Below are 25,760 nucleotides of genomic sequence, written 5' to 3' on the forward strand. Positions count from 1 at the left end.
TATTTTGTTTTAGTGGAAAGTGAAATTTATCAAAATCGCTCTAGATTTCATCGAATCGATATTATCTGTCCACGGACTTGGCCCGTTTATTGGCTTATCGCGAATTAATTCATCTGTAATTCCAAACATTCCTCTTACAGAAGGAGAGAAGATGAAATATTCTGTAAAGAAGTCAATTCCAAAACCTACTTCATAGGCAGCTGTCCATTGTTTTACTCTAAATTTTCCTTCAAAGTTGTCATCTGAAGATTTAGAATTACTAGATAGGTTTAAAGTGGTAGACATTCCTCCAACTAAATAAGGGCGGACATTTCCAGTTCTTAAAGCTGAAAATTTCACCAATAAAGGAAAATGAATATAAGTGCTGTTTACTTCTCTTAAATAGTCGCTTTCTGAAGTCCCTACGCCAGGAAAATATAAATCACGTTTCGTATAATACAAACCTGGCTCAAAACGAAGATTGATGTATTCTTGAAGTCTTAAATCGGCTACAACACCAACATTAAAACCAGTAGTTTTTTTAACCTGAATATCTTCCTGTACAGGATTTTTGTAATCAAATTTAAAGTCAAAACTATTAAATCCTAAATAATAACCAAAGTAAACGCGCTGTTTCTGCCAGTTTTCTAGGTTAATAATTGGGTCTTTGCTAAACATGTTTTTAGCAAATTGAGAATGTCCTTTTGTCGTTAAGACCAGTAAAAATAAGATTACAACTTTTTTCATACTATTTTTTAGATGCAGAATAAATTGTTGCGACACCAAAAGTTTGGGGCATTGCCACAACATCTATAAACCCAGTTTTTCTCAAAATATTGTTTAAGGCTTCACCATAAGGAAAAGCAGCAGCCGATTCAGATAAATAACCATAGGCATCATTATCTTTAGAAAATAATTTTCCGATTAACGGAAGGATGTTTTTGCTGTAAAAATTGTAACCTTGTTTATAAGGAAATTTATCAGGAACAGAAGTTTCTAGTATAACAAACACTCCATTTGGTTTTAGAACTCGTAAGATTTCTGCAAAACCTTTTTCTAGATTTTCAAAATTTCTTACCCCAAAACCTACTGTAATCGCATCAAAATGATTGTCTTCAAATGGCATGTTTTCAGAATCGCCTAAAACAAGCTCGATAACATTAGAAAGTTTTTTCTCTTCTACTTTCTTTTTTCCCACTTCCAGCATTCCAGCAGAAATGTCCAAACCAATAATTTTTTCAGCATTAGTCTGCGCCATCAAAATGGCTAAGTCGCCAGTTCCTGTTGCAATATCCAAAATAACTTTTGGTTTTTTGTCTGATACTATCTTTAATACTTTTTTACGCCATTTAACGTCAATACCAAAAGAAATTACGCGATTCAAATTATCGTAATTCCCAGAAATGGTGTCAAACATTTGGGTTACTTGCTCTTTTTTACCTAGTGAAGAGTCTTTATACGGAGTTACTTTTTCAGACATTTTTTTTATTTAGGCAAATATAAACAATCTAGATTAACTGTAATTGAGTTTTTTAATTTGTCAAATAAATGTTTTGCAGTGTTTGTTTTAAAACACGATATAAAGGTATTTCGGCCATCCCTAAATCTAGGTATTTTGTCAAAATCCCTAAATCTTGGTATTGTCTAATGATTGTATTATGAGCAACTTTGCTAAAGTAAAAATGATTAAAGTTTTAATGATTGACAATGTCGCTATGACTTAAACAAATGATTACTTTTTTTGCGCTGGTAAATCATTTGTTCTTGAAGAAATTTTGTAAAGTATTGTTCTTGGGGGGAAATACTATATTTAAGTGCAAAGTACGTTCTTAGGATTAAATTTGTTTTTGGAAATTTTAATTTTCTGCCTTTAATATCTTAGTGGTATTTGTTATTAAAGGCGTTTTTGAGATTTAGGTCTCAAATAACATTAAATGTTATTCAGTTTTTACAGGTGTTCTTAACATTTGTGATTTTTAACAAAAATTTTTTCTTGAGCGAGTTAGGCTTCAGTTCAGTTGTTTTAAAAACATCCTCCCTAAAAAGAGGATGTTTTTTATTTATTTTCTAATGTAAGTTTCGTAAGTGTAATCGTAAAGATGCTTTTCGTCTTTAAAATTTTCTTCAGATTCCACTAAAACCCATTCGCTTTTATTGATTTTAGGAAAAAAAGCATCAGCATCAAAAGAATGATGCACTTTTGTCAATTCGATAATATCGGTAAATGGAAGGCCAAGATTGTAAATTTCTCCGCCGCCTATAATGTAGCTGTCATCGTTTTCAGGACAAATTGCAATTGCTTTTTCAATACTGTCTACTACAATGCACCCTTCTGGTTTGTAATTTTCTTGTCGCGAAATGACAATGTGAACACGATCTGGTAATGGTTTAGGGAAACTTTCAAAAGTTTTTCTTCCCATAATAATATGATGGCCAGTAGTAAGCGATTTAAATCTTTTAAAATCATTTGGCAAATGCCATACTAATTCGTTGTTTTTTCCAAGCGCATTATTTTCGGCTGCTGCCGCTATCATTATAATCATGGTATGCTAACTAAATTTTATTTTCATTCTCTTCATTAATAGAAGATTCAAGCTGACTAATTCTTTTTTGCTGTAAAGCAACAAGTCTGTCAATTTGTTCTCTTTCCCATTTTTTATTCATAAAACGGTCGGTTATGTACACTTTTATAAAGTGCAGAATAAAAAGGAAAAGCCAGATTGTAATACCCCAGATGCACCAATTTTGAGTTGTGCCTTCTCCGAAACCAAAAAATCTATTGGCAACAAATAAAAATAAACTTCCTAACAGGAAAAGAACAAAGTGAAAATATAAGACCTTTTTTTGTCTTAAGCGGCGTCTAGCGTATTCGTACTGTTCGTGTGCTTCTTTTTCCATAAGATAAAAATCAGATCATAAAGTTAAAATTTATTTTCGAAAGTCACTATTTTGGATGTGGAATATTTCCTTTTAAATGTTATAAGAATTTGAAAAACAAAATTTTAACAGCTTTAAATTATAGATAAAGCGAAAATGACATGCTGTTTTTGGAATTATCATAAATCGGTTCAGGTAGTAACTGGTGTTTCGCTGAATTTAATTAATTTTAGATGTATAAATCTAAAAACGAAATAGTTATGTCTTTAAAGAAACAATTTGTGAAAACGAAGCCTGTATGTAAAGTTACGTTTTCAATAGATGCTAAAGATGCAGATTCGGCTGCTGTTGTTGGAGATTTCAATAATTGGAATGCCGAAGAAGGCGCTTTGAGTAAATTGAAAAATGGAACGTTTAAAGCAACTTATGACTTAGTTAAAGATGCTATATACGAATTTAAGTATCTGGTTGACGGGAATTATGTAAATGACCCAGAGGCCGATTCTTATAAATGGAATGATTTTGCTGGAAGTGAAAACAGTGTTTTAATTGTATAAGAAAATCCGCTTTAATTTAAAGCGGATTTTTTGTTTTTATACAGCGACACTTCCTTTTATAGCAGGATGCGGATCGTAGTCAACAAGTGTGAAATCACCATAATCAAAATCAAAAATGTTTTTAATCTCTGGATTCAAAATCATTTTTGGTAATGGTTTTGGTTCTCTCGTAAGTTGCAGCTCTAATTGCTCAAAATGATTGTTGTAGATATGCGCGTCGCCAAAAGTGTGAATAAATTCGCCTGGCTCTAAATCGCATACTTGGGCAATCATCATCGTTAGCAATGCATAAGAAGCAATGTTAAAAGGAACTCCCAAAAATATATCGGCGCTTCGCTGATACAATTGACAAGAAAGTTTTCCTTTTGTTTCGCCTTTTTCTAGGTCTGGACTTGCTACATAAAACTGAAAAAAGGCATGGCATGGAGGCAATGCAGCTTTGTTATTGGCAACATTTTCCTCAAAAGACTTTTTGGTATCTGGCAGAACGGAAGGATTCCAAGCCGAAACTAGCATTCTTCTGCTGTTTGGGTTTGTTTTCAATTCTGTAATTAATTCAGAAATCTGATCGATTTCTTCGCTGTTCCAGTTACGCCATTGATGTCCGTAAACAGGTCCTAAATCTCCATTAGAATCTGCCCATTCATCCCATATTTTTACTCCGTTTTCCTGAAGATATTTAATATTGGTATCTCCTTTTAAAAACCAAAGCAATTCGTAAATGATGGATTTTAAATGAAGTTTTTTTGTTGTAACCATTGGGAAACCTTCACTTAAATCAAAACGCATTTGGTAGCCAAAAACACTTTTTGTTCCAGTTCCTGTTCGGTCTCCTTTTTGATTGCCGTTTTCTAAAACGTGTTTTACTAAATCTAAGTATTGTTTCATTTGTTTGTTTATTCGATTATTCGTTTAATTGTTTAATTGTTTAATCGATTTAACGAATAAACGGTCAACGATTAAACATTTGAATTTATCGTCTAGAGATTTCGTCTCTAATTTTGGCTGCTTTTTCGTAGTCTTCCTGAGAAACAGCTTGATCCAAAAGTTCGTTTAATTCTTGCAAAGAATGTTTTGCGTATACATCTCCAGATTGATTGCTTTCTTCTTCGTGTCCGAAAGTTTCAGGATTCGAAAGAACATCATCAATTTCCTGAGCTCCAGAATCTGTTTCAGCAGTATTTGATTTTAGATAAATACCTGCTTTATCTAAGATGTTTTTATAAGTGAAAATAGGAGCGTTAAAACGTAATGCCAAAGCAATAGCGTCTGAAGTTCTAGCGTCGATAATTTCTTCGATTTTATCTCTTTCGCAGATTAAGCTTGAATAAAAAACGCCGTCGACTAATTTGTGAATGATAACTTGTTTCACCACGATATCAAATCTTTCAGCAAAATTTTTGAATAAATCGTGAGTTAAAGGACGTGGCGGTTTTATTTCTTTTTCTAAAGCAATAGCGATTGACTGGGCTTCAAAAGCGCCAATAACAATAGGTAGTTTTCTTTCGCCATCCACTTCATTCAAAATTAAGGCATAAGCGCCATTTTGAGTTTGACTGTATGAAATTCCTTTTATGGATAATTTTACTAGACTCATATATGTTTGTAAAAAAGGCACTTAGCGCCTTATTTTAATACTGTTTTTGATTAGAAAATAAAGCTGCAATTTTAATCAAAAAATATGGAACAAAAAAGCTGCCTATAAACAAAGATACAACATCTTGTTTTTAGGCAGCAATATTTTTAATGAGAATTCTTTGTATTAAGAATGCTGAGCTTTGAAAGCTTTTAATTTCTCTGTTAATTGAGGTACAATTTCGAAAGCATCTCCGACAACACCGTAATCCGCAACTTTAAAGAAAGGAGCTTCCGGGTCATTGTTGATTACCACTTTCACTTTAGAAGAGTTAATACCTGCAATATGCTGGATCGCTCCAGAGATACCTACAGCAATATATAAGTTAGTTGCAACAGGTTTTCCGGTTTGTCCAACGTGTTCACTGTGAGGTCTCCAGCCTAAATCTGAAACCGGTTTAGAACAAGCAGTTGCAGCACCAAGAACTGCAGCTAAATCTTCAATTAATCCCCAGTTTTCAGGTCCTTTTAATCCGCGTCCGCCAGAAACTACGATATCCGCATCAGCGATAGAAACTTTTCCAGATACTTTTTCTACAGATTCTACTTTTACTCCAAAATCGTTGTCTCCAATTGTTGGGTTAAAATCTTCTGCAGCAGCAGCTCCAGCGCTTTCAAAAAGTCCGTAAGAGTTTTTAGCTAAACCAAGAACTTTTACATCTGTACTGATTTCTGTAATGTTGAAAGCTTTGTTTGAGAAAGCATTTCTTTTTACTTGAAATGGAGAAGTGCTAACTGGCAATCCAACCACGTTTGAAGCGAAACCAGCTTGTAAAGCTACCGCAACAAGTGGCGAAAGATAAATACTGTCTGTTGTAGAAGAAAGTAAAACCACTTTTGTTCCTTCTTTTTCAGCAGCTTGTTTGATCACATCAGCGTAAGCTTTTGCATTAAAACCTGCTAATTTATCGTTGCTTACTTTTAAAACTTTATCAACTCCGTATTTGCCTAATTCGCTTACGTCGCTAATGTTTACAGTCAAAGCTGTAACGGTAGTTCCTAATGATTCTGCTACTTTTTTAGCATAAGAAGCTAATTCGAAAGCTACTTTTTTAAATTTTCCTTCTGCAGATTCTGCATATATTAATATTGACATAATAATTTTAGATTTTAGATTTTAGATTTCAGATTTTTTAAAATTGAAACCTAAAATGATTATTGATTTTAGATTTTGAAGTGAATCAAATGTGGATTTAGATTTTGCATTGCGATGAGCAATCTAAAATCTAAACTTTACAATCTTAAATCACTTTAGCCTCGTTGTGTAGTAAATTGATTAACTCATCTAAATTATCTGCAGAAACTAATTTCACTGCCGATTTTGGAGCTGGTTTTTCAAATTTCACCGCTTTTGTATTTACAGCAGCATCAACTGGCTCAAGAATAGTAAGCGCTTTAGTTCTCGCTGTCATAATTCCTCTCATGTTCGGGATACGTAAGTCTTTTTCTTCAACAAGACCTTTTTGGCCTCCAATGATTAATGGTAAAGTTGTGCTTACAGTTTCTTTTCCACCATCAATTTCACGAACTGCTTTTACATTGTTTCCGTCAACTGTTAAAGCTGTACAAGAGTTTAAGAAGTTAGAGCCTAAAATTCCAGCAATCATTCCAGGAACCATTCCTCCGTTATAATCTAAAGATTCTTTACCAGCAATTACTAAATCGTACCCGCCGTTTTTAATTACTTCTGCTAATTGTTTTGCAACAAAAAATCCGTCAGTAGGATTTGCATTAACACGAATTGCTTCGTTTGCACCAATTGCCAAAGCTTTACGCAATGTTGGTTCAGTATCAGGACCTCCAACGTTTACAACCGTTACATTTGCTCCTTGTTGTTCTTGGAACCAGATAGCACGTGTAAGACCAAATTCGTCGTTAGGGTTAATCACATATTGTACGCCATTAGTGTCAAATTCTGAGTCACCGTTGGTGAAGTTAATTTTTGAAGTAGTATCAGGCACATGGCTGATGCAAACTAGTATTTTCATAAGTATATATTTTGAATTTATAATATGCTTTTACAAATTTAGAATATTATTTGGAATAATTATACTATGCATGCATAATATTTTTTAAAACTATTACGATTTCGCTGATTATGCAGTTTGAAATGAATTTCATCGGAATTTAAAAATGAAAAAACAGCTATTTTGTCTGATTGTTAGGAATTTTGCAATGATTGACGGTTTAGCGGTAAATTAATTTTGTATGATAAATACTAATTTTCTAATTTTTCCGTTCTGATGAATGAATTCTGAGGGAACAAGAATTAAACAAATGAATACAAGTTTGTCTGAAAAATAGTTTTAAGAAAAGTTAAGTGTCAAATATACGTATTATATCGATTTCGTAAATATCACAATAAACTTTAAAAAGTTAAAACCAGAGAACAGATAGAAGTTCATGCGATTTTAAATTCAATTTATGCTTTTAAGTTATTTAAAATATTTATTTTTGCTCTTCAGAAAATTCAACATACAATATAAAATATGAGAACAATACAATTTAGAGAGGCCATTTGCGAAGCGATGAGCGAAGAAATGCGTCGCGATGAATCCATATATTTAATGGGCGAAGAGGTTGCAGAATATAATGGAGCTTACAAGGCTTCAAAAGGAATGCTTGCTGAGTTTGGTGAAAAAAGAGTAATTGATACTCCAATTGCTGAGCTTGGTTTTTCAGGAATTGCTGTAGGTTCAGCAATGAATGGAAACCGCCCGATTGTAGAATATATGACATTCAACTTCTGTTTAGTTGGTATTGATCAAATTATAAACAACGCTGCTAAAATGCGTCAGATGACAGGAGGACAGTTTAATGTGCCTATCGTTTTCCGCGGACCAACAGCTTCTGCTGGTCAATTAGGAGCTACTCACTCACAAGCTTTAGAAAACTGGTTTGCTAATACTCCAGGTCTTAAAGTTGTTGTTCCTTCAACTCCTTACGATGCAAAAGGACTTTTGAAATCGGCTATTCGCGATAATGACCCAGTTATTTTCATGGAGTCTGAGCAAATGTACGGTGACAAAGGTGAAGTGCCAGACGGAGAATACACAATTCCTCTAGGTGTTGCTGATATTAAACGTGAAGGAACAGATGTAACTATCGTTTCTTTCGGAAAAATCATCAAAGAAGCTTTTATCGCTGCTGATGAATTAGCTAAAGAAGGAATTTCTTGTGAGATTATCGATTTAAGAACAGTTCGTCCAATGGATAAAGATGCGATTTTAACTTCTGTTAAGAAAACAAATCGTTTAGTAATTCTTGAAGAAGCTTGGCCAGTTGCCAGTCTTTCTTCTGAAATCACTTACCTTGTTCAAGAACAGGCTTTCGATTTCTTAGATGCGCCAATTCAACGTATTACAACTGCAGATACTCCTGCACCTTATTCGCCAGTTTTGCTTAAAGAATGGTTGCCAAATGCAGGTGATGTAGTAAAAGCAGTTAAAAAAGTATTATACAAATAATACAAATACATAATACTCATAAAACTTCATCAGACAAACATGGATTGGTGAAGTTTTTTTTTACTTTATAATGAACAAATTAACTCTACTTCTCTTATATATTGTATTTGCATTTGCGAATGTTGTTACTGCACAAACTAAAGTGAGTGGAGTTGTTTTGGACAAATCAAATCAGCCGATACCTTTTGCAAATGTGGTATTTAAAGGTACAAACATTGGAATTGTATCTAATGAAGATGGCCGTTTTTATCTAGAGTCTCCCAATACTTATAAAACTTTGATTGTAAGTTCTGCAGGATTTTCAGATAAAGAAGTCACTTTAGAAAAAGCGGTTAACTACGATTTTAAAATAGTTTTAGGCGAAGCCGAAGCTTTAAATGAAGTCGTAATTTATACAGGTAAAACTTCAAAGAAGAACAATCCCGCATTGGATATCTTGAGGAAAATCTGGGCAAGAAAACGTAAAAACGGACTGTACCAGTTCAATCAATATCAAATGCAGAAGTACGAAAAAGTCGAGTTTGATATGAACACGATTGATAGTGCTTTTATGAAAAACAAACTTTTTAAAGGAATGGAGTTTGTCTTTAATCACGTTGATACTTCTGATGTTACGGGAAAAACCTATCTTCCAATTTTCATTAACGAATCCGTTTATGATGTTTATGGAGACAATAAATTAAAGAAAGTAAAAGAAAATTTAACAGGGAATAAAATGTCTGGTTTTAACGGAAATCAGCAGATTTTATCTTTCGTTAAAGATCTTTATTCTGACTACAACATTTACGATAACCACCTTAAATTTTTTGATAAAAGTTTTACAAGTCCGCTGTCTAAAACGGGAATTGATGTCTACAATTACGTATTGAAAGACAGTGCTTTTATTGACAAAAAATGGTGTTATAATATTGTTTTCTATCCAAGACGTAAAAATGAATTAACTTTTAAAGGAGATTTTTGGGTTAATGATACCACTTTTGCGATCAAAAAAATTAATATGGGCGTTACCAAAAGTGCCAATATTAACTGGGTGAAAGATATTTATATCGAACAGGAATTTGAAGTTGAAAACGATTCTGTTTTTCTTTTGACTCGTGATTACATGATGTCTGATTTTGCTTTAAATAAAAAAGAAAAATCAAAAGGAGTTTACGGAAAACGAACGACTTTGTATCGCGGACATAAATTCAACATTCAGAAACCAGAGAAGTTTTATAAGGAAGAAGTCAATTTTATTGATAACGCCGTTTATGAACGACCGCCGGAATTTTGGGAAGAAAATCGTTTTGAAAAATTAAATAAAGACGAAGCGGGTATTTATAAAATGCTCGATACTTTGCAGACTGTTAAGCGATTTAAGCAGCTGTACAATCTCGTCTCTATTTTGGGAAGCGGTTATATTGAATTTAAAAACTTCGATTACGGCCCAATCTTCTCTACTTTTGGGTACAATGAAGTAGAAGGCTTGCGTTTAAGAGTTGGAGGAAGAACCTATTTTGGACCAAATGATCCGTGGCGTATTCAGGCTTACACTGCATACGGTTTTGATGATAATAAGTTCAAATATGGAGTTTCTGGAAAATGGATGGTTGATAAGAAAAACCGACTTATTATTTCGGGAGGAAATAGGCGCGATATTGAGCAGATCGGTGCGAGTTTAACCACAACAAATGACGTTTTAGGACGAAGTTTTGCTTCATCAGCTTTATTTACCACAGGAAGCAACGGAAAACTGACTAATATTAATTTGAGCAATGTTTCTATCGAAATGGAAGCAAAAAAGAATTTTATTGTTCAGGCAGGATTCTCCTATCGAACTTTAGAATCGGCATCAAAAACGTTTAGTTTAGATTATTATACTACTTTACCAACCGCTGCAAATCCTGCAGGAACGGTACAAAGTATGGTGAGACAGGCAGAAGCCAATATTCAGTTTGAGTTTATGCCAAACCGCAAAACAATTGGTTATGGTGTCGAGAGAGATTTAGTTGACAGCCCATTTAGTCATTTCTTTGTCAATTTCAGTTATGGGTTGAAAGGAGTTTTTGATAGTGATTTTGCGTACGAAAAAATTCAGGTTTTCTACAGACAGCCAATTATTATTGGGCCTTTAGGAAGAAGTAATATTACAGTTGAAACAGGAAAAACATTTGGAACAATTCCGTTAGGTTTAATGAGTGTAATTCCGGGTAACCAGACTTATTTTACGATTGAGAATACGTTCAGTAACTTGAATTTCTACGAATTCGTTACAGATCAATATACAACTCTACAATGGAATCATGATTTTGGAGGAAGATTATTTGCGAGAATTCCATTTATGAGAAAACTAAACTGGAGAGAATTTATTGGAGTAAGAGCAGTACACGGAACTATTTCTGATGCCAATCGAGCTATCAATGCTTCTGGATTGCCATACAATGCGCCAGAAAAAGTATATTGGGAATATAATGCAGGAATTGGAAATATCTTCAAAGTATTTCGTCTTGATTTCTCATGGAGAGGAAACTATTTAGATATGCCAGATGCACATAAATTTGCTATAAAAGGATCTTTTGGTTTTTACTTTTAAGTTGCAAAGAGACAAAGTTACAAAGTCGCAAAGGTTTTTCTTTGCGGCTTTTTTTGTGATTTGTTTCACGCAGATTTATAAGGATTTAAGCTGATGCGTGCAGATCTTATTTTTAGAATATTAAAAAAATAAATCTGCTTCATCTGCTAGATCTGCGTGAAACAAAAAAACTTCGCGACTTTGCGTCTTTGCGAGATTCTTTTTTATCTAATTTTGGAATAAACTTAAAACACAATCATGCAGGAAGCCATAGATTTTCTATCCTCTAAAAATCCAATATTTCTAGAAATCATAGAAAAATATGGATTGCCTCCAATTCCAAAGCGTCCGCCTGGTTTTGAAACTTTGGTTTTGCTGATACTAGAACAGCAAGTCTCTATAGATTCGGCGAAAGCCACATTTTTAAAAATTAAGGCTTATAAAGATTGTACGCCAGAAAACATGGCAGCTTTATCTGATGAAGAATTCAGAAGTTTAGGAGTAAGCCGTCAGAAAACGAAATATATTAAAATTTTAGCGGAAGCGGTTTTAAACAAAGAATTAGATATTGAAAGTTTAGCTTCAAAATCGGCAAAGCAAGTTCGCGAAGAACTAATTAAATTAAAAGGCATAGGAAACTGGACGATTGATATTTATTTGATGTTCTGTCTGGAAGAGCCCGATTTGATTCCGCTAGGAGACATTGCCGTAATCAATACCATCAAAGAATTATTGAATATTCACGACAAACAGGAAATGGAAATTCATGCTGAACAATGGAGTCCTTACCGTTCTTATGCAACCTATTTGCTGTGGCATTATTACTTAAAGAAACGAAATAGAAAAATCACCTATTAAATGCTTGTTTTTTAAACGATAATGAAGATAATTTAACCTTGTTTTTTATTGTAAAACTAGATTCTTTAGTTATTTTTGCAACCGAAATTATAGAAACATTAAAAAACAAAAATGACCGCAGACAAATTAACGACTTTCGATGTATTGATCGAAATACCAAGAGGAAGCAGAAATAAATACGAGTACGATTTTGAAATTAAAAGAATGCGTTTCGACAGAATGTTATTCTCTTCAATGATGTACCCAGCAGATTACGGATTTATTCCAGAAACTTTAGCTTTAGACGGTGATCCTCTTGACGTATTAGTTTTAGTAAACGAGCCAACTTTCCCTGGATGTGTTATGGAAGTTAAGCCAATCGGTGTATTCCACATGGCAGATGATAAAGGGCCAGACGAAAAAATTATTTGTGTACCAGTTTCAGATCCAATCTGGAATTCATTAAACGATCTTTCTGACATGAACCCACACTTAGTAAAAGAAATCGAGCATTTCTTCCAAGTGTACAAAGATCTTGAAAACAAAAAAGTAGATGTTGAAGGATGGGGAGACGTAAAAGAAGCTTACGATATTATCGCTGAGTGTACAAAACGTTTTGATGACATTGAAAATAAACCGGAAGGATTATTTAGTATTAAATAATTTTAACCGCATTCTAATATAAAAAAAGCAATACTGCCGTCAGGAGTATTGCTTTTTTGTTTAAATTCGTTTTAGTTAGATTGTTGACTATTAACCAAAACCATTAATATATTATGAATGCATTTATGATTTACCTGCCAATTGTAATGGCAGTTTTGGGATTACTTTTCATGGGAATAAAAAGGAGTTGGGTTTTAAAACAAGATGCCGGAGACGGTAAGATGAAAGAGATTTCAGATTACATTTACGAAGGAGCCTTAGCCTTTCTAAAAGCCGAATATAAGTTATTAACCATCTTCGTAATTATAGCCAGTTTAGCTTTGGCAGGAATTACATTTATTCCAGGAGTAAAAACACATTTATTAATCGTAATTGCCTTTGTTTTTGGGGCGTTATTTTCGGCTTATGCTGGAAATATCGGAATGAAAATAGCAACCAAAACAAATGTTAGAACTACTCAAGCCGCACGTACAAGCCTTCCTCAGGCATTAAAAGTTTCTTTTGGCGGCGGAACCGTAATGGGACTTGGTGTTGCAGGTTTAGCTGTATTAGGTTTAACATCATTTTTCATCATTTTCTTCCATCTTTTTTCTGGCGGAGTTTGGAAAGATACCGATACAATGACGGTAGTTTTAGAAACTCTAGCAGGATTTTCTCTAGGAGCTGAATCAATTGCTTTGTTTGCACGTGTAGGAGGTGGAATTTACACTAAAGCTGCAGATGTTGGTGCCGATTTAGTAGGTAAAGTAGAAGCAGGAATTCCAGAAGATGATCCTCGTAATCCAGCAACTATTGCAGATAACGTAGGAGATAATGTAGGTGACGTTGCGGGTATGGGAGCCGATTTATTCGGGTCTTATGTAGCAACCGTTTTAGCCGCTATGGTTCTTGGAAACTACGTAATTAAAGATATGGGCGGAAGCATTAACGATGCTTTTGGTGGAATCGGACCAATTTTGCTTCCGATGGCAATTGCAGGTTTCGGAATTCTATTTTCTATTATTGGAACAACATTAGTAAAAATTACAGATGATAATGCTAAAGAAGCTCAAGTTCAGAAAGCATTAAATATAGGAAACTGGGTTTCTATTGTTTTAACAGCTGTGGCTTGTTTTTTCTTAGTTCAGTATATGCTGCCAGAAACTATGCAGATGACTTTCTTTGGAGAAGGATCTAAAGCCATTTCATCAATGCGCGTTTTCTATGCAACTTTAGTCGGATTAGTAGTTGGTGGAGCTATTTCATCAGTAACAGAATATTATACAGGATTGGGAACAAAACCAGTTTTGGCAATCGTTCAAAAATCATCTACAGGTGCGGGAACAAACGTAATTGCAGGTTTGGCGACAGGAATGATTTCTACGTTTCCAACCGTTTTACTATTTGCAGTGGCGATTTGGATTTCGTATGCTTTAGCAGGATTTTACGGAGTAGCATTAGCCGCTTCTGCAATGATGGCTACAACCGCTATGCAATTGGCAATCGACGCTTTTGGACCAATTTCTGATAATGCTGGAGGAATCGCAGAAATGAGCGAATTGCCAAAAGAAGTTCGTACAAGAACCGATATTTTAGACTCAGTAGGAAATACAACTGCTGCAACTGGAAAAGGATTTGCGATCGCTTCTGCAGCTTTAACTTCATTGGCGTTATTTGCGGCTTATGTAACCTTTACAGGAATCGACGGAATCAATATTTTTAAAGCACCAGTTTTAGCCATGTTATTTGTAGGTGGTATGATTCCAGTTGTTTTCTCAGCTTTGGCAATGAATTCTGTTGGAAAAGCCGCAATGGATATGGTATACGAAGTTCGCCGTCAGTTTAAAGAAATTGCTGGAATTATGGAGGGAACTGCAAAACCAGAATACGGAAAATGTGTGGAGATTTCTACAAAAGCCGCTTTACGCGAAATGATGCTTCCAGGAGTGCTGACAATTGGTTTTCCGATTCTAATTGTTCTTTTAGGAAAGTTAGTTTACACGCATAACAATCAGTTAATCGCTGAAATGTTAGGAGGCTATATGGCTGGAGTTACCGTTTCTGGGGTGCTTTGGGCAGTTTTCCAAAACAATGCTGGAGGTGCTTGGGACAATGCCAAAAAATCTTTTGAAGCGGGTGTTATGATTAACGGTGAAATGACTTATAAAGGTTCTGACGCGCATAAAGCAGCCGTAACTGGAGATACAGTTGGAGATCCGTTTAAAGATACTTCTGGACCTTCAATGAATATTTTAATTAAACTAACTTGTTTAATAGGATTGGTAATTGCTCCAATTTTGGGTGAAGGTCATGCACCTTCTGATATTGCTGCAAAAGCTTCTTGTTGTGCTAAAACAGAAATGCACAAAGATGGTTTCTCTAAATGCGGCGATATGTCTGGAATGACAAAAGAAGAATGTATAAAAATGTGCAAAGAAAAAGGTTGTTCTGAAGAAGAAACAGCAAAATGTCTAGCTCATTTTGATACAACTGGAAAATATCAAAAAACAGATTGTTTTGATACTTCAAAATACCAAAATAAGTCATCAGTAAAAGTTGAGGTTAAAAACATCAACGGAAAAACGACTGGAACGGTTACCAAAACTGAAAACGGTAAAACAACAACAGAAGTTTTTGAAGGAACTGAAGAAGAAGTTTTAGCAAAAGTCGAAGCTGCGAAATAATTACATCGAACAGAAACCTGACAGGTTTTTAAAACCTGACAGGTTTAGAATTCAATAGAAAAAGCCTCTAAAAATTTTAGAGGCTTTTGTTTATTGCACTAATGCATATTCTTTAATTAAAATGGAAGCAGGAATTTGAAGCTCTTTAGTCAAAACTCTAATCTGTTTTATAGTCAACGCTCTTTTTCTTTTGAATATTTCAGATACTCTTGAACGGCTATTTAATAAATTCCCCAAATCGGCATCAGTAAGACCTCTTTGCTCCATTACAAATTTAATTGCTTCAATAGGGTCAGGTTCAGGTATTGGATAATGAATCTTTTCATATTTTTCGATAAGAGTGACCAAAATATCCAATTCATCTCCTTCATCCGTATTAGGTTTAGCATCAAATAAAGCATTTACTCTTTCTAAAGCCCAGTCGTAATCTTTTTCAGTTTTTATAGGTTTTATTTCCATTTCTATAAATTTTTTATGCCTTTTAAATCGTCATATTCGCTATGTGTTCCAACAAATAAAATATATACAATCTGAGTCTCATAATTATTTTTACAATTAATCTGAAATGATTTCCACAGATATTAAAAACTACTTTATTGTTCCCAACAAAATCAGCTGAACCGAATATTAATCGAATTTCATTTGAATTCTGAAAGTTGTTTTTGTCAAAAATTTGATACCACGATAACAGTTGTTGCTTAGCAGAAGGAAAACGTTCCCAGAAATTTTGTAAAGTTCTTTTTGCGATAATTCTCATTACAAATATAATTAATTTTTCCCAATATGGGAAATATTACCTCAAAAACAAAAGTAAGAAAAATATTAAAAAAATATATAGTAAAAACAAAAAAGCCTCTAAAAAATAATTTTAGAGGCTTTTATATATTAGTGTAAATCTGTGAAATTCGTGTTCTAAAACAACCCGTTCAATTCAGCATCAATTCTATTAATGATGTCTCCTAAATCTTCGGGATTGTCAACAAAATTAATGTTATCAACATCAATAATTAAAAGTTTTCCTTTCGTATAAGTCTGAATCCAAGCTTCGTATCTTTCGTTCAAACGGCTTAAATAATCGATCGAAATAGAGTTTTCGTATTCGCGTCCGCGTTTATGAATCTGTCCCACTAAATTAGGGATAGAACTTCTTAAATAAATCAATAAATCTGGAGCTTTTACCAATGATTCCATCAATTCAAACAAAGACGTGTAGTTTTCAAAATCACGGCTTGTCATTAAGCCCATTGCATATAAGTTAGGAGCAAAAATATGCGCATCTTCATAAATCGTTCTGTCTTGTATGATTTTTTTTCCGCTTTCGCGAATTTGCTGCACCTGGCGAAAACGGCTGTTCAGGAAATAAATCTGAAGATTGAACGACCAGCGCTCCATCTGATGGTAAAAATCATCCAAATAAGGATTATCAACTACATCTTCATAATGAGGTTCCCATTTGAAATGTTTCGCTAATAATTTGGTCAGAGTGGTTTTTCCTGCGCCTATATTTCCTGCTATTGCTATGTGCATTACGGTGTTACGATTTTATAATTTAATATATCTATAGCTGTAAAAATAGATAAAATTTGGTCTTTGTAATCAAAATTGTCAAAGGTTTTTTCTAAAACTTTAATTTCAGAAACCTTCTCAATCCCCGATTTATCAATCTCTGTAAGAAACAAGTGATTAGCTTTACTAAAAATATATTTTGAACTGCCAATAATTTGAATTTTATCAAATTCTGCGATTTTACCAAGCGAAGTAATTTTACCAAAAATATCGCAAGAATACCAGTTGTTTTTTTTATCGATCCAATAGAAAGTATTGAAATCGGTTTGATAATATTTAATTGGTTCTGTTAATGGAATCGAAACGGTTTTGTATTCGTTTTTTAAATAATCAAAGAGACCAATCTGCTGATTTAAAGTGTTGTAAATCCATAATTGATTTTGAGTTGACATCCCGATTGCGCTAACGACTATTGGAGTTGTATTGTGAGAAAAATTAATTTCGGTCATTTTGTTTAATTGATTGTCCAATAAAACAACGCTATTGAAGTCTTCATAAAACAATACAATTTTTAACGGATTCTGAAGATCGACTTTTGTAATTTTTCCTAAAGAAACATTCTTGTATTCGAAAATTTCTTTGCCTTTAATTTTACTAAAAACATTGTTGGTAATCTGATACGAATATCCAAAAGCATCATATCCTAAAAATATATCAGAAGTATTTTTATACTGTGAAATTAAAGTAGAATTTACATTCAAATCCTGAGCTGAAAGTGCATTAAAAGTGCAGAAAACAAATAGAGAGAATAAAAATTTTTGCACAGTTCCAAGCATTAGAAAATTAATTTACAAGAGCACCAAATTACGAAAAACTCTTTTTAAAAAATCGATTTTAAGGCTTAAACCTTTTTTTAATCTAATAGTCTAAAAAATAAGCGGTTCTATCTATGCTTAGAAGCCATTAATATATTTAGTTTTTAAGATTTTAAAATAAATAATACATTTGAATGTAAGTTTTATCGGATTTACTCACTTTTAATGAAAATGAAATGAAGAAAATATTTTTTTATATGACCTTGCTGCTTGCTGCTACGCAAATTCAAGCACAAAAAGACTTTCAGGGAATGGCTGTTTACGAGTCAAAAACACAAGCGCCCAAGTTTGAAGGAATGCGCGGTAATAGAGACATTACGCCAGAAATGCAGAAAAATATGGAAGAGCGTATGAAAAAAATGCTCGAAAAAACTTTTATTTTAAACTTCGATAAATCGGCTTCTATTTATAAAGAAGAAGAAAAATTAGAAGCGCCAGGCCAACAGCAGGGAGGTTTTCGTGTTATGTTTGGATCTCTTACTGGAGGCGGAGGTACATTTTATAAAGATGTAAAAACAAAATCGTATACGGTAGATAAAGAATTTATGGGAAAAGAATTTCTTGTTGTGGACTCTCTTCCAAAATTAAACTGGAAACTGGAACAAGAAACCAAGCAAATCGGTGGTTACAATTGCTTTAAAGCTACAGCAGTAAAACAAGCCAGTAAAACCGATTTTAGAAATTTCAGACCTAAAAGAGAAGACGATAAAAAAGACGAAGCAAAAAAGACTTCTGGAGAGACAAAAACGAATTTTGCCGATAACTTCGAAATACCTAAAGAAATTGTCGTAACAGCTTGGTATACGCCAGAAATTCCGGTAAACCAAGGTCCAGAAAACTATTGGGGACTTCCAGGTTTGATTCTCGAAATCAACGATGGAACAACTACGATTTTGTGTTCTAAAATTGTTTTGAATGCGAAGGATAAAGTAGAGATCAAACCGTCTAAAAAAGGAAAAGTCGTTTCGCAGAAAGAATACGATGAAACGGTAATTAAGAAAATGGAAGAATTTAGAGAGACAAACCGTGGGCGTGGAGGTATGGCTCCGCCAATGGGAAGATAAATTTTTATAAAATTTCAAATCTCAAATCTCAAATTCCAAAGTTCGAATTTCAAAATTCCAATATTCTGATAATGAATAAAACATTTTTCATCTTTGCCTTACTTTTTACTTCTATATGTTTTTCTCAAAGTATTCGCTTTGATGGTTTTATACAGGACGAACAGAAAAATCCGTTGGAGATGGCCAATATTATGGCCATTAATAATGGTACAAAAGCAATGGATTCGTACGGGATTACCAACGACAAAGGAAAGTTTCAGCTGACTTTAAAACCAAATACGGCCTACACAATTAAAGTAAGTTATTTGGGAATGAAATCGAAAGAAATCGCGGTTTCAACAAAAGCTGAAAATATGACTCAGAATATTGTTTTGGATGGCACAGGAATCGAATTGGAAGGCGTTGAAATTGTGCGCGAAATGCCTGTTTCGATAAAAGGTGATACAATTGTCTACAATGCCGATTCTTTTAAAACGGGAACAGAAAAAAAGCTGGAAGATGTTTTGAAAAAGCTTCCTGGTGTTGAGGTAAATGCAGATGGTGAAATTGAAGTGGAAGGGAAAAAAGTCTCAAAATTAATGGTGGAAGGAAAAGATTTTTTTGACGGAGATACTAAATTGGGCGTTAAAAATATTCCAGCCGATGCGATTGATAAAGTGCAGGTTTTAAGAAATTACAATGAAATTAGCCAATTGAAAGGACTTGAAAACGATCAGGATAATGTGGCAATGAATATCAAACTGAAAGAAGGAAAAAAGAACTTTTGGTTTGGTGATGTAACCGCTGGAATTGGGGTTGCAGAATTGGACAGCCGATATATTATAAATCCAAAACTGTTTTATTACAGTCCGAAATACAGCATTAATTTAATTACCAATTTTAATAATATTGGCGAATTGCCGCTTACCGCGCAAGACTATTTTAAGTTCACGGGCGGATTTAAAAATATGATGAAAAAGGGCGGGAGCAGTTTTAATGTTTCTTCGAATGATTTGGGAATTTCGTTATTGAGAAATAATCGCGCTAAAGAAATTGAAACCAAATTCGGCGCAACAAACTTTGCTTATTCCGTCAATAAAGCTTGGAATTTAAGCGGTTTCGGAATTCTTTCGACTTCAAAAACAGATTTAGAAACCAAATCTCAAACTACAATTTTGGATTCTGGAGATCAGCAGAAACGTGATGAAATAACACATCAGAAAAATAATTTGGGACTTTTTAAACTGAGTTCGACTTATAAACCAAGCGACAAGTTTCAGTTTGATTACGATATTTTGACCAAACTGACGAAACAAAATGAAGATACCAATTTACTTCGTGAATCTATTGTAAGTGATGTTTCGGCTGTTGAAACCATTTTAACAGGAAAGAAACAAGACCCAACTTCTATAAATCAGAATTTGAGTTTGTATTATACGCAAAGTGCAAAAAACATTTTTGCTTTTGAAATGCAGCATTTGTATCAAGATGAAAACCCGTTTTACAATGCCAATTTAAGATCACAGCCTTTTGATTTGTCAGGATACATTTCGGGACAAAACAGAAACGATCTGAATCAGGATCGGTTTGTGAAAACTAATAAATTGGATGCCAAATTGGATTACTATTATATGGTAACGCCAAAAAGTAACATCAATATTACTTTAGGAAATACGTATTCGTATCAAAACTTCAATTCTCATATTTTCCAAATGTTGGATAATGGAGATCGAAATGATTTAAATAATTCTGAAAACAATAACGATGTTGATTATCGTTTTAATGATGCGTTTTTAGGTTTTCACTATAAAATTCTAACTGGAAAGTTCACTTTTACACCTGGAGTAAGCGTGCATACGTATCAAATGACAAACGGACAATTAGGAACTGATTATTCGCAAAATTTTGTAAAAGTGCTGCCAGATTTTTTTGCTTTGTATCAAATCAAAAAATCAGAAACGTTGACGTATAATTTTTCTTTAACGAATGATTTTACCGATATCAATCAGCTGGGAGCGGGTTATGTTTTGTCAGATTACAGCAGTTTATTTCGCGGAAATCGTTTCTTAGAAAATGCAACTTCTCAAGTGCATTCGCTTCGTTATTTTAAATATAATATGTTCAATTTTGAGAACATTTTTGCCAATGCAACTTATACAAGAAAAGTAGATGCGATAAAAACGCAGGCAAATTTTGATGGAATTAACCAATCTTCGGTTCCTTACAATTCGAATTTAGCAGATGAAACTTTATCGGGAATGGGAGCTTACGGACGTTCGTTTTTAAAAAACTATAAAGCTTCAGTTAATGCGAGTCTTAATTGGTCTAAATTCAATAACATACAAAATGATGAGTTAAGAACTACTGAAAGTTTTGTACAAAGTTATACGATAAGAGCTTCAACAAATTATAAAAAACTTCCGAATATTGAGTTTGGATACAATCTTTTGGTTAATAAATATAGCGGTTCTACTTTTTACACTGATAAACCATTTGCGAGATTAGATTACTACTTTTTAGATAGTTTTTCTTTTGTTTCAGAATATGAGTTTTACCACTATTATAATGGAGATAAAACAGTCGATAACGAATATGATTTCTTAAGTGCGAGTTTAATTTACCAGAAAAAGAACAGCAAATGGGAATATAAAGTTTCGGCAACCAATCTGTTAAATACAACTTATCTTAATGATGACAGTTTTTCGCAGTTCTCAACCCGAGTTTCTCAGTACACCGTTCAGCCCAGATATATTATATTTTCGATGAAATATAATTTGTAGTATTTTTATTGTAAATGTCGCATATTTTGTGATTTGTTTAATGAAGAATCAAATATCTTTGTGATTCATACATTATCAACCAAAATCTTAATTATGCGCAACTTTATTTGGAGTTTAGTACTCTTGTTTATTGGAACATTTGTTTCTTTTTCTCAAACAAATGGCATTGAAAAAGGAACTTATCTATCGATTAATAAAGGTCAGAAAATCAAATTAAATTTATTAGACGATAATAAATACGAACTGGTTTTTTATTCTGGCGGTTACGAGGTAAAAGGCGATTCTTTACTATTTGCAAAAAATCCATCGGCACAGACCAATTTTGATCTTTCTTTCAAAGTAGATAAAAATGCTAAAAACATAAAAATAAAGTTTACGGATCCTTCCTATTATTCTTTTTATATCGGAACTCAAAAAGGCAAAGAAGAAGTGCAATACCAGAGAATTTCGGATATTAAAACTAAAGTCGATCCAGAATATGCAAAAATCGATTTGGATTTTGAAATTGAAAAAACGGATTTCTTATATCTAGTTTATGAAGAGTATGGAGGTAAAAGCAGTGTTTACAAATACGCGCTGCCAAAAGATGTTTCAGAAATAACAATCAATTATGAATTGGCAGTTTTGGGCGATTTACAAATTGCAGGATACTTTGATAAACAAACCAACGAACTTAGAATTTCAGAGAAATCAGGAGTGAATCCGCTGGTATTTGTGAATGAAAAAGACCCGCAGCCAGTTAAGAAAACGTCAAAAGTTGCTCCTCTTGAAACTCAGACTGTTTCAAATTGGACTTATCCAGGAAAAGATAATACTTTATTAAGTGATGATTTTGGGGTTGCAGTCGACACCACAGCTATTGTTGAAGCGACAATTCCGCCGCCGGCATACAACAAATATGATTTCAAATTAAAAATCGAAAGCAATCTTAAAAAAGCAATAGAGTCTACAAAATCAGCAAGCAATAAATTTTTGGTTGTTGTAGTAGACAGCAAAAATAAATCGGCTAAAGAGAGTTTTGACAATTTTGTAAAAGAACAGGAAACGCAAACAGGATATAATATGTACGATTCGTACAATGCGCTTTATGATATTTACAATTATTATTTGGCTGGAGCCGATGATAAAAAATGGCTTAAAAACAATAAAATCACCAGCGATCCAAGCATCATTATTTTAAACGGAGAAGGAAATCAGCTGGCTATTGCAAAATCTGATTTGGCAACACAACAATATCAGTTTAGTTATTATGGCGATTTCTACAGAAGATTGCAGAGAGCAAATGCTTTTCTTTCTATAAATACTATTTTAAAGAATAAAAAAGCATCAGATGCCGATTTAATAAATGCTTTTAATAAAGCTGCTTTACTAGAATCATCGTATGATTATGAAGGAGAATATACCCTAAGCGATCCAAATTCGACTGAATTTGTAATCACAAAAACAGCTCTAGACCAAAAAGAAGTGGCGCAATCTTGGAAAAAACTGATTGAAGCGCATCAAAAAGATAAAGCGGTAAACATGTATTTGGTCGAAACGATTTTGAAAGAAATCAAAAACCAAGGATTTACAAAACAGCTATTTAGTACAGACAGAGTTTTGAATGATACCGATTTCTTAGCAATCGATTATGTCTTAAAACATTCAGATGAAATCGAAAATATTCGTTCTGGTTTTAATACTAAAATAGGAGAAATTCATAGTGTTGGAAATCCAATTTCTGAAATTTCAGATGCTTTACAGCAAAACCTTTATGCTTCTCAAGATGGCGTTTCTGGCGAAATAAACAGGGAAAAAGTCAATGCTATTTATAAAAAAATCATTGCTTCAGGAAAAGGAAATTTTGATGCTTACAGAAACTACTTCTATTATTTAAGCCAAATTACAGACAAAGACGGTTCTAATACCACTTATTTAAAAGAGTTTAATACGTATTTTGATTCCACTTTAGCAGGAACAAGTCCGATTGAAAAATTAGATGCTATTTTTTCAACATTAGATTCCAGTTCAAGCTATTCTTATGACGGATGGAATATGTTTAAAGAATATCATTCTAGTACAGCAAACACTGCGGCATGGGCTGTAGTTACAAACCCGCTGAATGCTAACTTTTTAAAAGATGCTATCAAATGGTCAGAATATAGTTTGGTTATAACAAAAAATAGTCCGTATTATTTAGACACTTTGGCTCAACTATATTATAAAGACGGACAAAAGCAAAAAGCAATTGAAACACAGACTTTAGCAGTAAAATATTTAAACGAGGGTGTTGACGGAGAAAGCGCCAACGAAATGAAAGAAGTGCTATCTAAAATGCAGAATGGAACTTATTAAATAAAAACTCTTATGAGTAAAAAGAAAAAGCCGATTTCTATTGAGAAATCGGCTTTTTTATATTGGAAGTCTAACTATCTAAGTTAGTCTAAAGATCTAGATTACAATCCAAATGCAGCTTTTACTTGGTCAACAAAATCAAGTTTTTCCCATGTAAACAACTCAACAGTAACTGTTTTTTCGTTTCCGCCTGGAGCAGAGAAAGTTTTAGTAACTGTTTCTGGTTTACGTCCCATGTGTCCGTAAGCAGCAGTTTCGCTATAGATTGGGTTTCTTAATTTTAAACGTTGCTCGATAAAGTAAGGACGCATATCAAAGATAGCTTCTACTTTTTTAGCGATTTCACCGTTAGTTAAGTTTACTTTAGAAGTTCCGTAAGTTTCAATGAAAATTCCCATTGGCTCAGCAACTCCAATTGCGTAAGAAACCTGAACTAAGATTTCGTCAGCAACACCAGCAGCAACTAAGTTTTTAGCGATATGACGTGTAGCATAAGCAGCACTTCTATCTACTTTACTTGGATCTTTTCCAGAGAATGCACCACCACCGTGAGCACCTTTTCCTCCGTAAGTATCTACAATAATTTTTCTTCCTGTTAAACCAGTATCTCCGTGAGGTCCTCCAATAACGAATTTTCCTGTTGGGTTAATATGATAGTTGATTTTATCGTTAAATAAATGAGCGTGCGTTGGATTTTTAGCGATAATTCTAGGAATCAAAATTTCGATAATATCTTTTTTGATTTTAGAAAGCATTGCAGCTTCTTCGTCAAAATCATCGTGTTGAGTTGAAATTACAATCGCATCAATACGAGTTGGTTTGTTATCGTCGCTGTATTCTAAAGTTACCTGAGATTTAGCATCTGGACGTAAATAAGTGATCTCTTTGTTTTCACGTCTTAAAATAGCTAACTCTTGTAATAATTTATGAGATAAATCTAATGCAAGAGGCATGTAGTTTTCAGTTTCGTTTGTAGCGTAACCAAACATCATTCCTTGGTCACCTGCACCTTGCTCTTCTGGCTTAGCTCTGTCAACACCTTGGTTAATGTCTGCAGACTGCTCGTGAATTGCAGAAAGAATTCCGCAAGAGTTTGCTTCAAACATATATTCACTTTTAGTATATCCAATTTTACGGATTACCTCACGTGCAATGTTTTGTACATCAAGATAAGTATTCGATTTTACTTCACCTGCTAAAATAACCTGACCAGTTGTAACCAATGTTTCACAAGCTACTTTTGAGTCAGCGTCAAATGCCAAAAAGTTGTCAATTAATGCGTCCGAAATTTGATCTGCAACTTTGTCTGGATGCCCTTCACTAACAGATTCTGACGTAAATAAATAAGCCATAATAATGTATTAAATTTGTATAAATTAAAATTTAGCGAGGAAAAAATAATTGCAAAAAAGGGCTAAAGGAGAGTTGCTGCTTTAGCATTTTTTAATGCCGAAATTTATCTCTCGGCAATCATAATGAACCATTTCATTATGAAGAGGTTGCAATCAGTTCAAATTTTTCCTCTGTATTCGCGTGCAAAGGTATGAAACCATTTTGATTTGCAAATTAAAGTTCAACTTTTTTTATTTTAATCCATTAAAATTTAACACAAGTATAGTAATTTGATAGGGTAATAGAAAATAATTCACTTTTTGTTTGGCTGTTTAAAAAAAAGTTCTCAACTTTGCCAAACAAAACAAGAAAGAAATGAATTTAGGTATTAAAAATATGTGCTGTATGATGTTGGAATTATCCGCAGAGCGCGCTATTGTTTAGTAACTAAGTCTACAAGATAACAATAAAACCTCTGCCCAACAGCAGAGGTTTTTTTATGAAAAAAATTAAACCATATGTGTAGAGACGCACCGCAGTGCGTCTAATAGGCAGAATTCAAATGAACTTATATCACTTATATGGTGAAATAAAAAAACAAAACAATATGAAAAATTCAGCAGCAAATAAAATGATGATGTGTTGTAAGATGCCAATGTGT

General features: G+C 33.5%; 22 protein-coding genes and 1 pseudogene. 9 read left to right on the forward strand and 14 right to left on the reverse strand.

The window, feature by feature from the left end; translation table 11 throughout:
• Positions 1-9: 9 nt before the first annotated feature.
• The 4 genes from porT to AC3E9W_RS04810 form a co-directional block, all read right to left on the reverse strand.
• A complete protein-coding gene (gene porT, locus AC3E9W_RS04795; protein ID WP_306155786.1) occupies positions 10-726 on the reverse strand; it encodes a type IX secretion/gliding motility protein PorT/SprT in 717 nt (238 codons plus the stop codon).
• A gap of 1 nt (position 727) precedes the next feature.
• On the reverse strand, positions 728-1,459 hold the full coding sequence (gene ubiE / locus AC3E9W_RS04800) for a bifunctional demethylmenaquinone methyltransferase/2-methoxy-6-polyprenyl-1,4-benzoquinol methylase UbiE (RefSeq protein ID WP_456890881.1): 732 nt from the start codon (positions 1,457-1,459) through the stop codon (positions 728-730).
• A 580-nt stretch (positions 1,460-2,039) separates the two neighbouring features.
• Positions 2,040-2,522: a dihydrofolate reductase gene (locus AC3E9W_RS04805; protein WP_456890879.1), complete on the reverse strand. Its 483-nt coding sequence runs from the start codon at positions 2,520-2,522 to the stop codon at positions 2,040-2,042.
• A gap of 10 nt (positions 2,523-2,532) precedes the next feature.
• Positions 2,533-2,877, reverse strand: coding sequence for a 2TM domain-containing protein (locus AC3E9W_RS04810; RefSeq protein WP_306155789.1), 345 nt, complete (start codon positions 2,875-2,877; stop codon positions 2,533-2,535).
• 239 nt (positions 2,878-3,116) lie between these two features.
• On the opposite strand from AC3E9W_RS04810, the gene AC3E9W_RS04815 reads away from it, so the two are divergent.
• The gene (locus tag AC3E9W_RS04815) at positions 3,117-3,413 is read left to right on the forward strand and encodes an isoamylase early set domain-containing protein (RefSeq protein WP_456890877.1); all 297 of its coding nucleotides are present in this window, start codon (positions 3,117-3,119) and stop codon (positions 3,411-3,413) included.
• A 36-nt stretch (positions 3,414-3,449) separates the two neighbouring features.
• Here the strand turns inward: AC3E9W_RS04815 and AC3E9W_RS04820 are convergent, their stop codons facing one another.
• The 4 genes from AC3E9W_RS04820 to AC3E9W_RS04835 all read right to left on the reverse strand — a co-directional run bounded on the left by AC3E9W_RS04820 (position 3,450) and on the right by AC3E9W_RS04835 (position 7,036).
• On the reverse strand, positions 3,450-4,301 hold the full coding sequence (locus AC3E9W_RS04820) for a thymidylate synthase (RefSeq protein ID WP_488767207.1): 852 nt from the start codon (positions 4,299-4,301) through the stop codon (positions 3,450-3,452).
• Between the two features lie 85 nt (positions 4,302-4,386).
• The gene (locus AC3E9W_RS04825; RefSeq protein WP_008466556.1) at positions 4,387-5,010 is read right to left on the reverse strand and encodes a bifunctional nuclease family protein; all 624 of its coding nucleotides are present in this window, start codon (positions 5,008-5,010) and stop codon (positions 4,387-4,389) included.
• Between the two features lie 165 nt (positions 5,011-5,175).
• Positions 5,176-6,144, reverse strand: coding sequence for an electron transfer flavoprotein subunit alpha/FixB family protein (locus AC3E9W_RS04830; protein ID WP_306155792.1), 969 nt, complete (start codon positions 6,142-6,144; stop codon positions 5,176-5,178).
• A 145-nt stretch (positions 6,145-6,289) separates the two neighbouring features.
• Positions 6,290-7,036, reverse strand: a complete 747-nt coding sequence (locus tag AC3E9W_RS04835; RefSeq protein ID WP_281634704.1) for an electron transfer flavoprotein subunit beta/FixA family protein — start codon at positions 7,034-7,036, stop codon at positions 6,290-6,292.
• Between the two features lie 501 nt (positions 7,037-7,537).
• Between AC3E9W_RS04835 and AC3E9W_RS04840 the strand changes: the two genes are divergently transcribed.
• The 5 genes from AC3E9W_RS04840 to AC3E9W_RS04860 all read left to right on the forward strand — a co-directional run bounded on the left by AC3E9W_RS04840 (position 7,538) and on the right by AC3E9W_RS04860 (position 15,229).
• Positions 7,538-8,515: a pyruvate dehydrogenase complex E1 component subunit beta gene (locus AC3E9W_RS04840; protein ID WP_306155794.1), complete on the forward strand. Its 978-nt coding sequence runs from the start codon at positions 7,538-7,540 to the stop codon at positions 8,513-8,515.
• Positions 8,516-8,585: 70 nt separating this feature from the next.
• A complete protein-coding gene (locus AC3E9W_RS04845) occupies positions 8,586-11,087 on the forward strand; it encodes a DUF5686 and carboxypeptidase-like regulatory domain-containing protein (RefSeq protein ID WP_488767208.1) in 2,502 nt (833 codons plus the stop codon).
• A 237-nt stretch (positions 11,088-11,324) separates the two neighbouring features.
• On the forward strand, positions 11,325-11,924 hold the full coding sequence (locus tag AC3E9W_RS04850) for a DNA-3-methyladenine glycosylase family protein (RefSeq protein WP_488767210.1): 600 nt from the start codon (positions 11,325-11,327) through the stop codon (positions 11,922-11,924).
• Positions 11,925-12,035: 111 nt separating this feature from the next.
• A complete protein-coding gene (locus AC3E9W_RS04855) occupies positions 12,036-12,566 on the forward strand; it encodes an inorganic diphosphatase (protein WP_306155797.1) in 531 nt (176 codons plus the stop codon).
• A 113-nt stretch (positions 12,567-12,679) separates the two neighbouring features.
• Complete coding sequence (locus AC3E9W_RS04860) at positions 12,680-15,229, forward strand: sodium-translocating pyrophosphatase (protein WP_488767211.1); 2,550 nt, start codon at positions 12,680-12,682, stop codon at positions 15,227-15,229.
• A gap of 90 nt (positions 15,230-15,319) precedes the next feature.
• Here the strand turns inward: AC3E9W_RS04860 and AC3E9W_RS04865 are convergent, their stop codons facing one another.
• The 5 genes and pseudogenes from AC3E9W_RS04865 to AC3E9W_RS04885 form a co-directional block, all read right to left on the reverse strand.
• On the reverse strand, positions 15,320-15,688 hold the full coding sequence (locus tag AC3E9W_RS04865; RefSeq protein ID WP_306155799.1) for a helix-turn-helix domain-containing protein: 369 nt from the start codon (positions 15,686-15,688) through the stop codon (positions 15,320-15,322).
• 2 nt (positions 15,689-15,690) lie between these two features.
• On the reverse strand, positions 15,691-15,807 hold the full coding sequence (locus AC3E9W_RS04870; RefSeq protein ID WP_488767297.1) for a type II toxin-antitoxin system HigB family toxin: 117 nt from the start codon (positions 15,805-15,807) through the stop codon (positions 15,691-15,693).
• A gap of 2 nt (positions 15,808-15,809) precedes the next feature.
• Positions 15,810-15,986: pseudogene (locus AC3E9W_RS04875) on the reverse strand (type II toxin-antitoxin system HigB family toxin); the annotation flags it as partial.
• A 155-nt stretch (positions 15,987-16,141) separates the two neighbouring features.
• Entirely contained in the window at positions 16,142-16,756 is a 615-nt protein-coding gene (locus tag AC3E9W_RS04880) for a deoxynucleoside kinase (RefSeq protein WP_129746158.1), read from the reverse strand.
• Entirely contained in the window at positions 16,756-17,559 is an 804-nt protein-coding gene (locus tag AC3E9W_RS04885) for a hypothetical protein (RefSeq protein WP_488767213.1), read from the reverse strand. Before AC3E9W_RS04885 ends, AC3E9W_RS04880 begins: the two co-directional genes overlap by 1 nt.
• Before the next feature lie 227 nt (positions 17,560-17,786).
• Between AC3E9W_RS04885 and AC3E9W_RS04890 the strand changes: the two genes are divergently transcribed.
• The 3 genes from AC3E9W_RS04890 (at position 17,787) to AC3E9W_RS04900 (ending at position 23,767) form a co-directional block, all read left to right on the forward strand.
• On the forward strand, positions 17,787-18,674 hold the full coding sequence (locus AC3E9W_RS04890) for a GLPGLI family protein (protein ID WP_488767215.1): 888 nt from the start codon (positions 17,787-17,789) through the stop codon (positions 18,672-18,674).
• Positions 18,675-18,745: 71 nt separating this feature from the next.
• Positions 18,746-21,433 (forward strand): carboxypeptidase-like regulatory domain-containing protein, encoded by a 2,688-nt coding sequence (locus AC3E9W_RS04895; protein ID WP_488767217.1) that lies wholly within the window; start codon positions 18,746-18,748, stop codon positions 21,431-21,433.
• A gap of 93 nt (positions 21,434-21,526) precedes the next feature.
• Positions 21,527-23,767: a hypothetical protein gene (locus AC3E9W_RS04900; protein WP_488767219.1), complete on the forward strand. Its 2,241-nt coding sequence runs from the start codon at positions 21,527-21,529 to the stop codon at positions 23,765-23,767.
• 101 nt (positions 23,768-23,868) lie between these two features.
• Here AC3E9W_RS04900 and metK read toward each other — a convergent pair whose 3' ends face one another.
• Positions 23,869-25,119, reverse strand: coding sequence for a methionine adenosyltransferase (metK, locus tag AC3E9W_RS04905; protein ID WP_488767221.1), 1,251 nt, complete (start codon positions 25,117-25,119; stop codon positions 23,869-23,871).
• Positions 25,120-25,760 lie beyond the last annotated feature (641 nt).

This window comes from Flavobacterium sp. 38 (assembly GCF_057799715.1).